13 protein-coding genes are annotated in these 14,411 nt (G+C 51.0%); 6 read left to right on the top strand and 7 right to left on the bottom strand.

What is annotated here, in order from left to right:
- The first annotated feature begins 492 nt into the window (after positions 1 to 492).
- Positions 493 to 1,122 carry an arylesterase gene (locus B147_RS0117370; RefSeq protein WP_020588476.1) on the top strand — a complete coding sequence of 210 codons (630 nt, stop codon included), beginning with the start codon at positions 493 to 495 and terminating at the stop codon, positions 1,120 to 1,122.
- 102 nt (positions 1,123 to 1,224) lie between these two features.
- On the opposite strand, the gene B147_RS0117365 is transcribed toward B147_RS0117370, so the two are convergent.
- The gene (locus tag B147_RS0117365; RefSeq protein WP_026259707.1) at positions 1,225 to 2,238 is read right to left on the bottom strand and encodes an alpha-hydroxy-acid oxidizing protein; all 1,014 of its coding nucleotides are present in this window, start codon (positions 2,236 to 2,238) and stop codon (positions 1,225 to 1,227) included.
- A gap of 260 nt (positions 2,239 to 2,498) precedes the next feature.
- Between B147_RS0117365 and B147_RS0117360 the strand changes: the two genes are divergently transcribed.
- The 4 genes from B147_RS0117360 to B147_RS0117345 all read left to right on the top strand — a co-directional run bounded on the left by B147_RS0117360 (position 2,499) and on the right by B147_RS0117345 (position 6,664).
- Positions 2,499 to 3,368, top strand: a complete 870-nt coding sequence (locus B147_RS0117360; RefSeq protein ID WP_020588474.1) for a radical SAM protein — start codon at positions 2,499 to 2,501, stop codon at positions 3,366 to 3,368.
- A gap of 124 nt (positions 3,369 to 3,492) precedes the next feature.
- Entirely contained in the window at positions 3,493 to 5,496 is a 2,004-nt protein-coding gene (tkt, locus tag B147_RS0117355; RefSeq protein ID WP_020588473.1) for a transketolase, read from the top strand.
- A gap of 31 nt (positions 5,497 to 5,527) precedes the next feature.
- Positions 5,528 to 5,920: a secondary thiamine-phosphate synthase enzyme YjbQ gene (locus B147_RS0117350; RefSeq protein ID WP_020588472.1), complete on the top strand. Its 393-nt coding sequence runs from the start codon at positions 5,528 to 5,530 to the stop codon at positions 5,918 to 5,920.
- A 90-nt stretch (positions 5,921 to 6,010) separates the two neighbouring features.
- Positions 6,011 to 6,664, top strand: coding sequence for a Crp/Fnr family transcriptional regulator (locus B147_RS0117345; RefSeq protein ID WP_157237933.1), 654 nt, complete (start codon positions 6,011 to 6,013; stop codon positions 6,662 to 6,664).
- Positions 6,665 to 6,702: 38 nt separating this feature from the next.
- On the opposite strand, the gene B147_RS0117340 is transcribed toward B147_RS0117345, so the two are convergent.
- The 6 genes from B147_RS0117340 to B147_RS0117310 all read right to left on the bottom strand — a co-directional run bounded on the left by B147_RS0117340 (position 6,703) and on the right by B147_RS0117310 (position 13,290).
- On the bottom strand, positions 6,703 to 7,341 hold the full coding sequence (locus tag B147_RS0117340) for an anaerobic carbon-monoxide dehydrogenase catalytic subunit (protein ID WP_020588470.1): 639 nt from the start codon (positions 7,339 to 7,341) through the stop codon (positions 6,703 to 6,705).
- 237 nt (positions 7,342 to 7,578) lie between these two features.
- Complete coding sequence (locus B147_RS28735; RefSeq protein WP_020588468.1) at positions 7,579 to 9,540, bottom strand: TonB-dependent receptor; 1,962 nt, start codon at positions 9,538 to 9,540, stop codon at positions 7,579 to 7,581.
- A 28-nt stretch (positions 9,541 to 9,568) separates the two neighbouring features.
- The gene (locus B147_RS0117325) at positions 9,569 to 10,198 is read right to left on the bottom strand and encodes a class I SAM-dependent methyltransferase (protein WP_020588467.1); all 630 of its coding nucleotides are present in this window, start codon (positions 10,196 to 10,198) and stop codon (positions 9,569 to 9,571) included.
- Entirely contained in the window at positions 10,195 to 11,427 is a 1,233-nt protein-coding gene (locus B147_RS0117320; protein WP_020588466.1) for an ABC transporter substrate-binding protein, read from the bottom strand. Before B147_RS0117320 ends, B147_RS0117325 begins: the two co-directional genes overlap by 4 nt.
- Positions 11,424 to 12,248: an ABC transporter ATP-binding protein gene (locus B147_RS0117315; RefSeq protein WP_020588465.1), complete on the bottom strand. Its 825-nt coding sequence runs from the start codon at positions 12,246 to 12,248 to the stop codon at positions 11,424 to 11,426. The genes B147_RS0117320 and B147_RS0117315 overlap by 4 nt, the downstream gene beginning before the upstream one ends.
- A 1-nt stretch (position 12,249) precedes the next feature.
- A complete protein-coding gene (locus B147_RS0117310) occupies positions 12,250 to 13,290 on the bottom strand; it encodes a FecCD family ABC transporter permease (protein ID WP_157237932.1) in 1,041 nt (346 codons plus the stop codon).
- 435 nt (positions 13,291 to 13,725) lie between these two features.
- Here B147_RS0117310 and B147_RS0117305 point away from each other — a divergent pair, with 435 nt between their 5' ends.
- Positions 13,726 to 14,409 (top strand): CPBP family intramembrane glutamic endopeptidase, encoded by a 684-nt coding sequence (locus B147_RS0117305; RefSeq protein ID WP_020588463.1) that lies wholly within the window; start codon positions 13,726 to 13,728, stop codon positions 14,407 to 14,409.
- Positions 14,410 to 14,411: the final 2 nt, after the last annotated feature.

Below are 14,411 nucleotides of genomic sequence, written 5' to 3'. Positions count from 1 at the left end.
CCGCCCCCTTTCAACTCCGATTAGTGTGAGACGGCAACCACGGACAGGTAATCGAAACAGTTTCAAGCCTGGAATGGGGGAGAACTATGCCCGGAGGGAATGAAAATCTTCGGTACAGGCCATGGTTTGTGTAGGAAGAACTACCTTTCCGATGCCTTCCGAAAGAAGGAAAGGCGGAATTTTCCCAAAAAGGAGTGGGCGGAACAACTTCGGCCGACCTTTTATTATTTATGCGTCAGCACTGATTGTTGTCGGTTGTCATCCTATAATGTTTTTGTTATAAGAAAGTCTGTGCAATCTACACAGATCTTTCAACTTTCGTTGTGGGCTGAACCACGGTAAAAAACCAGGTCAGCCCATGGCTGTTAGTTAGAGTAAGCTTAAAGTCTATCCCCAAATCGCCGAGTTTGGGAAATAATCAAGCGGTTGGCATCCGGGATAATCCTGATAATTATCTTACTGTGCGCTATCATTACCAAATAAGGAGGTATTTTGAAAAAAATCCTGATCGTTCTGGCGATACTGGTTGCAGGTATCCTTGGATACCGGTTCTGGTTCGGGGAAAAAGCATATGAAATAAAGAATGTCCCCTTGTCCGTGTCGCGCATTGTCTGTTTCGGCGACAGCCTGACCCGGGGATACGGTGCCGGCAACGGAAAAGATTATCCGTCCCGGCTGGAGGAGATGACCGGTGTTGAAGTCATCAATTCCGGGGTGTCGGGAGATACCACGGCAGGCGGGCTGGCCCGGCTCGAAGATGATGTGTTGTTCTATGAACCTGATGTGGTGCTGATCACCCTGGGCGGTAATGATTTGAAAAATCGTGTGAACGTGGATACGGCCCGTGCCAATCTGATACGTATTATCCAGCATATCCAGGCTGCCGGGGCCATGGTGGTCCTGGGGGGTATAGATATTCCTTTGTATGGCAACGGCTATGCGCAAATGTATGAATCAATCGCCCGGCAAACCGGTTCGGTGCTGATTCCCAATATCCTTGAAGGCCTGTTCGGCCACTCCGATTTAATGAGTGATTCCATCCATCCCAATGACAGGGGATATAAGATTATGGCCGGATATTTTTATAAAGCCCTGGACGGGCTGCAATTCGTCATGGATTAAACATAAACTTAATATTCGCTTAAGCCGCCTTAAGTAGTGTCCGGCCGAAAACCCGGCCGCTCAGGATGTCTGAATGGCCGGGCCGCCGGTATTGGCGTTCAATCAGGGTTTGAACAGGATGGATTCGTCCACCTGGTCTGCCCGCTGGGTGCCGGTTAGCACCATGGCCTGGATCAGTTCACCCCTGATGGTTTCGATAAAGGCCTTCACCCCCGCTTTGAGTCCGCCCAGGGCAGCCACGCTGAAAGGCCGGCCGATCATCACGGCATCAGCCCCCAGGGCCAGCAGCTTCAGGACGTCGCCGCCGGTTCTCACCCCGCCGTCAGCCAGGACACAAATGTCGCTGCCCACGGCCCTGGCGATTTGAGGCAGGACCCTGGCCGCGCCCGGGGTATACTCCAGGACCCGCCCCCCGTGGTTGGAGACCACAATGGCATCTGCCCCCGCAGATACGGCAGCCCGGGCATCTGAAACCGTCATCACCCCTTTAATAATGAACTTCATCCCTGATTTTTTAATAATCTGCCCAAGTTCGTCCACATTCTTGGGAGAGACCGGCCGGCCCATTTTCCTCAGGGTGACCAGGCCGGCCGCATCAATGTCCATGCCCATGATATCGGTGCCGCAGGCCTGAACTTTCTCGATCTTCTCAAACAGCTCATCCCCTTCCCAGGGTTTGATAAAGGGAATTCCTTTTCCCTGAACCGCTTTGATCTCCTCCAGGGCGATTTTGTGGATAAATTCAGGCACTCCGTCCCCGGTACAACCGATAATCCCGGCCTCTTTGCAGCCTTGGAGAACGGCCCTTACATAGTCCTGCTCGCTGATTTTTCCGCCCATGTTAAAGGAGACCCCGCCGATGGGGGCGGCAATGAGGGGCAAGGAGAGCTTTTTACCCAGGATTTCAACCCCGGTGTCCGGTTCCGTCACTCCGTGAATCAACCGCATGTTAAAGTGTAACTCGTCCAGAGCTGCCAGGTTGTCCCTAAAGGCGGCACCTGTTCCAATGCCTCCCATTCCCGGGACCTCCCCAGCACAGACCCTGCCGTCGCATCTGGGGCAGACCCGGCAAAAACCTTTCATTAACTCTCTTGCCTTATCGCGTATCTCTTTCACGTTTTTTCCTGTCTTTTTAAAGTCAAACGGATATTGCTGTCTTTTGGGGCTCTAACATGAAGTACATCAAAAGTTAAGCTTTTTTGCCATAAAACAGTACAAGGGGGAGGGCTGATCACCCATCGCGTCGTGCATGATTACGGCAATCGTTGACGGGTTGATTTTTTAGTTGCGTTTGTCCTGCCTTAAGCGGTTGATATATTGAATTTTTGAATCATACCTGATAAATATATGGCCTTTAATTTTTAAGGGGATACACAATGCACTACGAAGGTATGGTTATCAGGCCGCCCAGCGAGGCGAACAGTATATTGCTCCAGGTTACGCTGGGCTGTTCCCATAACAAATGTACCTTTTGCGGGACCTATCGGGGAAAACGGTTCAACATAAAAAAAGATGATGTGATCTTTGGGGACATCGAATTTGCCAGGAAGCATTGCCGTCGCCAGAACCGTTTGTTCCTGTGTGACGGTGATGCTTTGATCCTTCCCATGAAACGCCTGGTTCCCATCCTTGAAAGAATCCGGGACCGGCTGCCCTGGGTGGAGCGGGTGGGTGTCTATGCCAACACCAAAAGCATCAAGATGAAAACCGATGAAGATCTGGCCCTGCTGCACAAACTTGGACTCAAGATTGCCTACATGGGCCTTGAATCCGGTGATGACAAGGTGCTTGAAGCTATCCGCAAGGGTGCGGATGCGGATAAAATGATCACCATGGGAAAAAAGTTAAAAAAGGCCGGGATTAAGGTCTCTGTGACGGTGCTGCTTGGGCTTGGCGGCCGCAAAGGCTCTTTGGACCATGCCCGGGAAACCGGCAGGGTGCTTACGGCCATGGACCCTGATTTTGTCGGTGCTTTAAGCCTGATGCTCATCCCTGGCACGGAACTGCATGACCAGTATGAAAAAGGGGAATTCGAATTGCCCGGGGCAGAGGAGATGCTCACCGAACTTGGGGCTATGATTGCGGCCACGAACCTGACAGACGGCCTTTTCCATGCCAACCACGCATCCAATTATTTACCCATCCGGGCGCACCTTCCCCAGGACAAAGAAAAAACCCTTGAACTTATATCCCAGGCCTTGGACGGTAAAGTTCCGTTAAAACCTGAATATATGAGAGTTTTATAACAGCCACGGGCTGATCTGGCCTATCAGCACCCGGATTCAGCCCACAACGAAACAAGAAAGTAATTCAACAACTTATTGAGACTTTCTTATAAAAATTTTTAAACCCTTTACAGGAGAAATATCCATGGCTGATGCCGAAAACAACAACCAAGACCAGCTCACCGTCAACACCATCCGTGCCCTGTGTATGGACATGGTACAGAAAGCCAACTCTGGACATCCCGGTGCACCTATGGGCCTGGCACCTGCCGCCTATGTGGTTTTCAAACACTTTCTAAAACAGAATCCGGCCAATCCGTCCTGGGTGGACCGGGACCGTTTTGTACTGTCCGGCGGACATGCATCTTCTTTGTTGTACGCTCTTTTATATTTGTTTGGCTATGGGTTGACCCTGGATGATTTGAAAAATTTCAGACAGTGGGGTTCCAAAACCCCGGGGCATCCGGAGTATGGGGATACCGCAGGCGTGGAAACCACTACCGGCCCCCTTGGACAGGGTGTGGCCAATGCCGTGGGCATGGCCATTGCCGAACGTCATATGGCGGATCGGTTCAACAAGGATGACCAGTATGTGATTGATCATTACACCTATGCCATCTGCGGCGACGGGGATCTCATGGAAGGGGTGGCGATGGAAGCCGTTTCCCTGGCCGGGCATCTGGGGCTTGGGCGTTTGATCCTCATCTATGATGACAATGAAATCACCATCGAAGGCAAAACCAGCATCACATTCACCGAAAATGTCCGGGCCAAATTCGACGCCATGAACTGGCATGTGGTTGAGGTGGCGGACGGCAATGACCTTGATGCCATTGAAAAAGCAATCCAGTCAGCCAAGGATGCCGTTTCCAAGCCCTCGTTGGTAAAAATCAGTACGCACATTGCCTATGGCAGCCCGAGCAAACAGGATTCACCGGATGCCCACGGCTCACCCCTGGGTGAAGAAGAGATCAAAGTGGTGAAAAAATTCTACGGTCTGCCAGAAGATAAGGATTTTTATGTGCCTGATGAAGTTCTGGAAAATACGCGCAAGGCACTTGCATATGGTGAACAGTACGAGAAAATCTGGCAGGAGGAGTTCACAAAATTTAAAACCCTGTACCCCGAAGACGCCAATCTGTTTGTGGATGCCATCACAGGGTTTTTAACCAAGGGATGGGATAAGGATATCCCTGTGTTCAAGACTGAGGAAGGTCCTGTGGCCACACGGGCTGCTTCAGGCAAGGTGCTCAACGCCATCGCACCAAACCTGCCGGCTTTGATGGGCGGATCTGCCGACCTTGCACCTTCCAACAAAACCTACATGACCTGTGCCGAGGAGTTCCAGAAAGAAGCGTGGGCCGGCAGAAACATTCGCTTTGGTGTCCGGGAGCATGCCATGGGCGCGATCATGAGCGGCATGTACCTGCATGGCGGGGTCCGGCCTTTTGGCGGTACTTTCCTGGTCTTTGCCGACTACATGCGGCCGGCCATCCGGGTGGCATCCCTGATGCGTCTGCCCATCATCTATGTGTTTACCCATGACTCCGTGGCTGTGGGCGAAGACGGTCCCACCCACCAACCTGTGGAGCATGTGGCGGCGCTGCGGGCTATCCCCGGCCTTACCGTGATTCGTCCGGCAGATGCCAATGAAACGGCCCTGGCATGGAAAAAAGCCCTGGGTACCTTGAACAGCCCTACCGCATTGATTCTTTCCCGGCAGAAACTGCCCACCCTGGATCTGTCCAATTCAGACGGAGATATGATATGGGGCGGATACACCGTAAAAAGTGCGGGCAAGACCCCTGATATGCTGATCATTGCCACGGGTTCGGAGGTTCACATCAGCGTGGCCGCCGCAGATATTTTGGAAAAAGAGCACAACATTAAGGCGTCGGTTGTCTCCCTGCTTTCCTGGGAACTGTTTGAAAAGGCACCAGAGGCATATAAAGAAAGAATTCTTCCTGCCGCTGTCACCAAACGGCTGACCGTTGAAGCCGGTATTTCCATGGGTTGGGAAAAGTATGCAGGCAGCCAGGGCAAAAGTATCAGCATTGAACGGTTCGGTGCATCAGCCCCCGGCGGCACGGTACTTAAAGAGTTTGGTTTTTCAGTGGAAAATATCGTAAAAACCGCCTTAGAAATGTAACAGGAACAAAAATCAAAGGGGGATTGAACAGATGCAGTTTTCAATTAAAACCGGGGCCAGGACCCAGATGATGGATGTCACCGACCAGGTCCGGGACATTGTCCGCCAGTCCGGTATACGCAACGGGCTTGTGCATGTATTTTCCATGCACACCACAGGGGCTGTGACCATTAATGAAAATGCGGATCCGGCAGTACCTGTGGATATTTTATCCTGCATCAACAAGGTGATCCCCTTTGATGACAACTTTAAACATATGGAAGGCAATTCAGCGGCCCACATAAAAGTCAGTCTGTTCGGGCCGTCTGAAACCGTTGCCCTTGAAAATGGAAATCTGGTTCTGGGCACCTGGCAAAGTCTTTTTTTCTGTGAGTTTGACGGACCCAGAACCCGAAAAATCAACGTGACAATTATCGGCACTTAAAATAGTTTCGAAGATTTTGGTGAGACTTTTGAAAAAGGATTTCCATAAAGGGGCATAAGTCGATTTGCCCCTTTTTAACTGATGAAATTATTGGAAGAAAATCTTCTGGCCCATCTTCAGCGGCCGGAATTTGCCCAATTGTATGCTGCTTTGAAAAAGCGCAGCTATCCCAAAGGGGCTTTTATTTGCCGGCCCGAAAGCGGTGAAAACCAGATTTTTGTCGTAGCTAATGGCCGGGCCAGAGTCTATCTGGGATACGAAGATAAAGAATTTAATATCGGCATTCTTTCCAAAGGCGATATCTACTCTACACACACGCGTGCTTTTGTACAGTCCCTGGATAAAATCGACGTCTTGACCACGGATACTGAAACATTCGGACAGAAAATGCTGGATGACCCGGAAGTGGCAAAAGCCATGGTTGGCATACTGGGCAGCATGTTGAAGAATTCATTTACTATTATTGAGGACCTGATCTTCAAAGATGTCCACAGTCGCCTGGTCGGACTGTTAGTAAACGAGGCAAAAAAACACGGTATTCCCGCTGCAGAGGGGGGCATCATCGTTAAAATTGATCTTTCCGTTGAACAGATTGCCTTTCTGGTAGGTTCCACACGGCAGACGGTATCCACGTTCTTAAATCAACTTTCCCGGCAGGGAGTAGTCAAAAAACTGGGACGAGGCAAGTTTTATATTTCAGATCTTGGCGCCCTGGAAATCTTAATCGGCACCCGATCTGTTTAATGCCAGGGGGCGATAGACCAGATCAGCTCATGGCTGTTTTATGAAAAGGGTGAAAAACAGCCGCCGCATCGATCACACCACTTCAGAGCCAGCCGTTTTTCGTGTATCTGCGCATTAATCAGATCAGCGCTAATTCCAGGATCCTTCTCCAAAGTAAAAATGTTTCCGAAATTTTCTATCTGTTCTTGATACCGGCCCGGTGCAACCGTAGCAACAGGCAAGTCCGGAAGTTTCACATCTGCGCGTTGGGCTATCTCATTGTAAAAATCAACAATTTCCGGTTCGTTTGTCCGGCCGATATACAGAACAGGCCGTACGCCGATGAAATCACAGAATTCGGATAGACCGTCCCCGGCAAATTGAAAGAGATCCTGATCTACCGCCCCGGCCGGCGGTGTTTCTATTGTCTGGCACCCGGATATTGTTATCATGATGTCATGCTGAATCAATTCTCTGATTAATTGGAGGTACTTAGAATTATCTCTGAGCCTATGGTCTGGGGTGTCGATGATGTCGACCAACCCGCGGACCCTTCCAAATTGTAACGATTTAAAAAATAGATCCAGGGATTCGACCAATGTGACCCAGGAATTTTGAGACAAGGGCGTTGCGGGTGAAACTAAAGATTTCTCCATGATATCATGCAATTGTTCTGGGGACTGTACTTCTTTGTTCATGGCTTTCCTCCGGAATTCTCCGACACATTGCGTTTATTGGCATTTATCAAAAGATATAATTGGAAAATCAATCTGTCTGTCAGCAGGCTGACAAAAAATAAAAAAAATGAATGAATTGCCGGAGATTGGCCGAAATCACAATCAAAACCATAGCTATCCTCTAAAATAAAATTAAAACCAGACACACTATTCTAAAAATAGTGTGTCTGGTGTGTAATATCCCTAAGTTTGTCTGAATTACATCTCGAACTGGATACCCGCCATACCATTGATGCCCGGCATGGGATAGCCCGACTGGTACTCGTAATTTTGGTCAGTCAGGTTTTCACCGGCCAGAAACAGTTTGATTTTATAGTCGGCACCTTTCAGATCCAAATCATAGGTGATTTTTGCGTCCACAAGGAAAAAGTCATCCACTGTGGTGTTGTTTTCATCATCTTTTCTTCTAACCTGGGAGCTGACATGCATGGATGACACGTAGGAGGCATTCAGGTTAAGCTTGAACCGTTCGAGAAATCGCAGGGTTAAACCGGTGCTGATGGAAACCTCCGGTGCATAGGGCAAGTCACTGGGGTTCGGGTCAAGAAGCGTAACGCCGGCAAACATGGAAAAATTCGAAGCCGGTTGCCAGGTGGCTGTGGCTTCAAGGCCTTTGATGGTGAATTCTTCCACATTGTCGTAGTGGGGCTTAACACCGTTGGAAAGGGGAACAATCACATACCGGTCTTTGCCGTCCTCATAAAATAGGATCAGATCCAGAAGGGTCTGGCGGGTGGGGGAGACGGAGAAGCCGATTTCGTAATGGTCTACGGTTTCCGGTTCCAAGTCCTTCCAGGAATCTCCAAGTGCGGGCAGGACATCCTGGCTCATGGCTGCCACCTCAAGCCCGGGGTAAACCACACCGCGGGAATACCCCATGTGAGCTTCAAACCGCCCAAAGGATGCGGTTAAACCGGCATGGGGAGCCCATTCATTCGAGTACTGGCTGTGGGAATAGAATCTGGCACCAAGGGACGGGGTGATGGCGATACCGTTGCCCACCTCAATCTGCCGGCTCAAAGCCGCATAGGGAGACAGGATGTCAAAGTTTTCCCCGTCCCAGACATCTGAACTGCCGTCACTGTATTCCCGGGTATAATCCCCTTTGGTATAATCCCAGTCCGCACCGACCAGAAGCGACATGCCGTTGCCCAATGCCAGGGTCTCTTTTACCCTGGCCCCGTAGAAAAGAAAATCATTGAACAGGTCTTCGGTGACACCGGGGGTGTCCGTGGGTTGATCCAGCCAGTCGCCTTCTCCGGCACTGCGGTACAGTTTGATTTCACCTTTGGCGTTTTCGTATTCATGGGACAGGGTGGCGGTCCCCATCCAGACCCGGGTTTCATAGCGGCCCTCACGCTCGGAAGGATCAGCCCCCTCAACCCCCGGATCATTGGCCCAGTTGTCATTGGCCATGGCAAAAATCGTTAGATCCCAGTGATCGGACAATTGCCGCCCAATACGGCCATAGATATTTTTCAGTTCTCCCTCGGCATGGTCCCGGTGGCCGTTGGATTCCCGCAGGCCTCCGCCAAGATAATAGTCCCAGCCATTGATGTTGCCCCCGTGCTCGGTCTTGGCAATGTGGGTGTCATCGCTGCCCACCGCCGCTTCGGCAAAGGTGTAGAACCCCGGTTTGGTGATCCGTTTGGGCACAATGTTGATCAATCCCACAGCATTGCCGAAATACTGTGGCTGGGGGCTTTTATACACCTCAATGGCCTGGGAAGAGTCAATGGACATCAGGTCCAGCAGGGGATGGTTCCATACACTCATGAACATGGGCACCCCGTCTACCACGGTTTTGATTTCCGCTCCCGGGCGGCTCGAACCCATGCCCCGGATGAATACCCCGCCGCCGTCACCTCCGCCGAATGAGCCGATGGGATTGTACCTGGACATGCTTACACCAGGTGTCATTTTAAGGGCGGTTTCAAGATCCTGGGCATTGAGGTCATTGATTTGCTCCTGGGTGATCACCGTTTTTGTGCTGCCGTAAATGTCGGTCTGGTTTCCCTGGATAATGGGGCGGTCGGTGATGGTTATGTCTTTCAGAACTGTGACGCCATCATCGGTTTCGCCGGCCATGGACAGGGACGGCACGGCCAGAAAAAATAACAAGGTACAAATCAGAAAACACCTGGGATAACGATGGGACATGATTCTCTCTCCTTTTTGAAATCTCGGTTTAGGGTTTCACTGCTGTCAGAAGGTAAAGGCCGGGTTGGTCTTTAAAGGTCTCAATGTCAAGGCCGCTGCCCGTGATCCATTGAAACATGGTCTCTTTTTCCGGCAGCCGGTCTTTGCTGACCGGTGTATGGGAATGATGGTGCTCAGCCAGTTGGGCCGACGACATCAGGTGGCCAATCACCAGTCGTCCTCCGGATCTTAGACTTTTTGACATCCGTTTAATCACCTGTTCGGGATCACTGAAATGGGGAAAGGCGGCAAAGCAAATCACTGCATCCAGGCTTTGAGCCTCAAATTCCATTTGTGCGGCATCACAACAGATGAAACTGATTCGTTCGTCTGGGTGATGTTTCCGGTTTGCCTGAATCATCTGGTCGGAAAAGTCCATTTCTATCAACCGGCCTGCAACAGAGAGGTGTTCAAGAAGATAGGGCACCAAGACCCCGGAGCCGCAACCTGTATCCAGGACCCGGCTGTCCGGGCCAAGGGCAAGAAAGGAGACAATGGACCGAATCCGGTCTGCATACAGGTCATGCCGGTCCGTGTCCGGATTTTTGTAGTGATTGTCCAGCCAGCCGGCAGCCCGCTGGTTAAAAAATTCTTTTCGCTGTTCATTTAATGAGTTCATTTGGTTGTTCCTTTACAGGCCCAGTCCATCCACTGGCAGGATACAAGCTGGGCGGCCGTATCCCGGTTCACCCCGTAAACAGTCATGTAAAATTGGTGGAGCCAGTCGCAAAAATCAATGTCCGTGAAACGTTCCGGATATGCGGCCCTGGCCATGACCATGACGTCAATGGGGTATTCCAGCCGTTTTTCGCAATTACAGGGGGTCCAGGGAAGCGCGGTCACCGCTCTGTTTTCCACGGCCCGCATGTGACGCAGGTTTTTGTAGTATGGGGCGTCATACAGTTCTTCGGGGGGATGGTATCCCCAGGCCGTGACCAGGACAATGAGATCCGGGTCCAGAGCAATGAGCTGTTCGGCATTGAGAATGTTCCAGGCGCCTGTGCCGGAAAACGCGTTTCGGGCATGGGAAAATTCGTTGAGAAGATAGGTCTGGATGGTCTTTTCCCCCTTAACGTGTCCGGCACCGCCGTTTTCCCGGGCCGTGGGGGAAAGCCCAAGCATCAGCACCCGTTTTTGTTTGTCTGGCGGGATATCTGCTGTCCGGGCTTTGATCTCGTTCACCGATGCCAGAAGAAAGTCCGCCACCTCCTTTGCCCGTTTTCGTTTTTGGAAAACCTCTCCTATCAGTTCGATTTCCCGGCTTAAACTGGCGATGTCCGGCCGGGCAAAGGTGTTGGGGCCGTGGAGCACAACTAAGGGGGCGCCCAGGGATGCCAGAAGCCGGATGTTTTTGGCAAGGATGTCCTTTGAAGCGCACAGGGAGCAGGACCCTGTGCGTACAATGATCAGGTCCGGGGTCAGTTTGGCAATGGCCTCAAAATTGATGCCTGAACCGAAATGGCTGACCAGGGGCAGATCCGCTAAAAACGGGTTGAGAAAAAACACCGGGTTCATGCCTTCCCTGTATTCATGTGCGGCACCGGTGCCGGAAGGTATATCGTATTCCCAGGTTTTGGGCAGGCAGGGCGATCCGATTCCCACGATTTTTTCTGCTTGTCCCAGGCAGGTCATGACACCGGCAATCATGCCGTCACTGATGGTGACCACCCGGTTGATCCGTGTTGGGATCTCAACCTGCCGGCCTTCAAAATCAATGATGGTGAACGTATTGTTTTTAGCCGCCCATGACGGGTTGGCCAATGATAGCGACACCACGAACAGCATCATCGTAAAATAAGGAATAATACCCGCGATATTTGTTGAACGTTTTTTAATTGAAAATTTCATTTATGATGTATTCCTTTCCGGTTCCCGGGGAATGCGACAACATTGGTTGTTTGCGTGTCCACTGTTCCGGGAACCATGATTTTAAGTCCGTTTAACTCTTTGACCCGGCAAGTGTCTCCATAAATGTGGTCCATCATGTCCTGGGTCATTACCTGGCCGGGGGGACCCTTGGCAAGAAGCCCTGACCTGTCCAATACCACCGTGGAACGGCAGAACCAGGAAACATGGTTGGGGTCATGGGTACAGGCCAGAATGGCTGTTCCCTGTTCGGCAATGGTCTGAAGTGTCTGCCACAGACGGATCTGGTTTTTAAAATCCAGGGCTGCGGCCGGTTCATCCAGAAATATCAACCCGGTCTGCTGGGCAATGGCTCTGGCAATGAGCACCATTTGCTGCTGTCCCCCGGAAAGCCGGTTAAAGGCGATGTCTGAAAGCCGGCTGATGCCCAGGGTCTCCATGGCATGGTCTGCCAGCTTGCGGTCTTCGGCCCCTGGGGTAAAAAAGCGGTTCAAATGCGGGGTCCGGCCCATGAGGACCATCTGGCTCACCGTAAATGGAAATGCACAATGGTGGGCCTGGGGTACGTAGGCCACTAATCGGGCCATCTGTTTGGGTTTGAGCCTGCGGATATCTTTGCCGTTGATTCTGACCGATCCGGTGTCCGGGACCAGAAATTTCAGGCAGCACTTGAACAGAGTGGTTTTGCCCGTACCATTGGGACCGAACAGCGCACATAGTTCCCCTTTTGAGACTTGGAAACTGATATCTTTGAGTACACGTCGTCTGCCGTATGAATATGTAAGATTGGTTACCTTGAGCATATTATCTTCCAAATACCTGTCCGCCCCGGGTTCTAACCAGGTAAAACAGATAAGGGGCTCCCACCAGGGAAGTGATGATGCCGATGGGGATTTCAGCCGTTGTCAATGTCCGCGCCAGGGTGTCACAGATAATAAGATAAATGGCGCCAAGAATGGCGGATACCGGTACCACCCGGCGATGGTCAGGGCCTGTCATCAGCCGGGCCGCATGGGGAAGCATCAGGCCCACCCAGGCAATGATCCCCGTGGCTGAGACTGCAGCCGCCGTCATGAGCGTGGCAAGGCTGATGAGAATGAACTGGGTCCGGCCCGGGTTGATACCAAGGCTTTTGGCCTCTTCCTCTCCCATGGACAGGACATTGAGTTGCCAGCCATAGATTTGGATGATGACAAGCCCCACGGCTGCCACCGCAAACAGTATCCTGACCTCCTGCCATCCGGCATAGTAGAATCCGCCCATGAGCCAGAACACAATTTCCCGGAGGGCCGTATCCTGGGCCAGGTACTTCAGCAGACCGACCAGGGAGGCAAATACGGAGCCTGTGATGATTCCTGAAAGTACCAGGGTAATTATTGGGGTGTCCGGTCCGGTTCTGGCCATGGTATACGCTATGGCTACGGCCAGGGCCGAAAACACAAAGGCCATGATCTGAACCGAAAGGAAGAATGCCGGAAAAACAATGCCCAGGGCTGCGCCAAAGGCCGCACCCGAAGAGGCGCCCAGCACATAGGGTTCCACCAGCGGGTTTCTGAAGCAGCCTTGGAACACCACGCCGGAAACAGACAAGCACACGCCCACGGCCATGGCCAGAAGGGTGCGGGGAAGCCGGATCTCCCAGATAATGGTGTGGTTTAGGGCCGAGATGGTGGCCGGGTCAGGCCAGTGGACCAGGTGGGATGAAATGGTTTTGACGATCATGGAAAACGGCACCTGGCAGGTGCCGGTCTGGATGCAGTACAGCCCTGTGGCGGCCAGTGCAAGGGCCAGTCCCCCCGGGCCAACCAGGGATTTCCACCATCCTTTTGTGTTATCGCCATTCATGAAATAATATTCAAAAAAAAAATACGGCCACAAAGAATCTGCAAAACACATGTTTCAGCAAAGCCTTCGTGGCCGTTAAAGTTTTTTATAAGAAAGTTCCAATAAGTTGTTGAATTACTTTCTTACTTTGTTGTGGGCTACACCTCGGTGCTGATATGTCAGGTCAGCCCATGGCTGTTATAAGAAAGTCTGTGTAACCGACACAGACCTTTCAATTTTTGTTGTGGGTTGAGTCTGGGTGTCGATAGACCAGATCAGCCCATGGCTGTTTTTTTGTTTTGTATGCCCTTCTGGGCATGGATTAGATGCACCTGTAGTATAAAGGGCACCAAGGTGTCAATAAGATTCATTTTTATTTTTGTTAAGGTTGTGTTAGTATGCTCAGGTGTTTTTCAGTTTATTATCCAGAGGATACACAGGACTTAAGGCAAATCAATGAACCCAAAACAGGCGACATTGGATTCTTTCTCCGTTGTGGGGACAGAACAAGAAATCAATATTCATGGACAGGTTGCAACTCAATTTCGTGAGTCTTACCGGTCTCTTGTTTTGCTGCTCTCCCTGTGTTATGCCCCGGTTGTTCTGATCTGGCTGAAAATTATTCCCTTTGAGTACCGGTTTCTCACCTGCTTCTGCGCATTGGCCGCTTTTGCCTGTTTTTGTTTCTACCGGCAGTACAGCCTTGCAGAACTGGGGTTTCGAACCGATAATCTGAAAAGTTCCCTGGTCTGGAATTTGTGTTTCTGTGTTGCCGGCGGCATCGGGCTTGTCTTAATGCACAAAGCCGGTTTTTTGAGGCCAAAACCCCATAGTTTTCTTCCCCATATATATATGATTTATTTTTTCATCCTGGGACCCGCCCAGGAGCTACTCTTCAGGGGCATTTTATTTTCGGAAATCAAGCGGATCACGGGCTCGGGAAACCGTTTTTTTCTATTTATATCCACCTTTTCCTTCTGTTTGCTTCATATCATTTACAACCATCCGCCCCTGCTCGTTATTGCGCTGATCAGCGGATTGGTCTGGGGAGTCATATTCATTAAAAAACCAAATATCTGGGGTGTTGCGCTGTCTCACTCTCTTCTGGGCTCCATGGCCATGGCTCTGCACCTGATCTAAAT

Source organism: Desulfobacter curvatus DSM 3379 (assembly GCF_000373985.1).
Taxonomy (GTDB): domain Bacteria; phylum Desulfobacterota; class Desulfobacteria; order Desulfobacterales; family Desulfobacteraceae; genus Desulfobacter; species Desulfobacter curvatus.
This window is presented reverse-complemented; position numbering and strand designations above follow the sequence as displayed.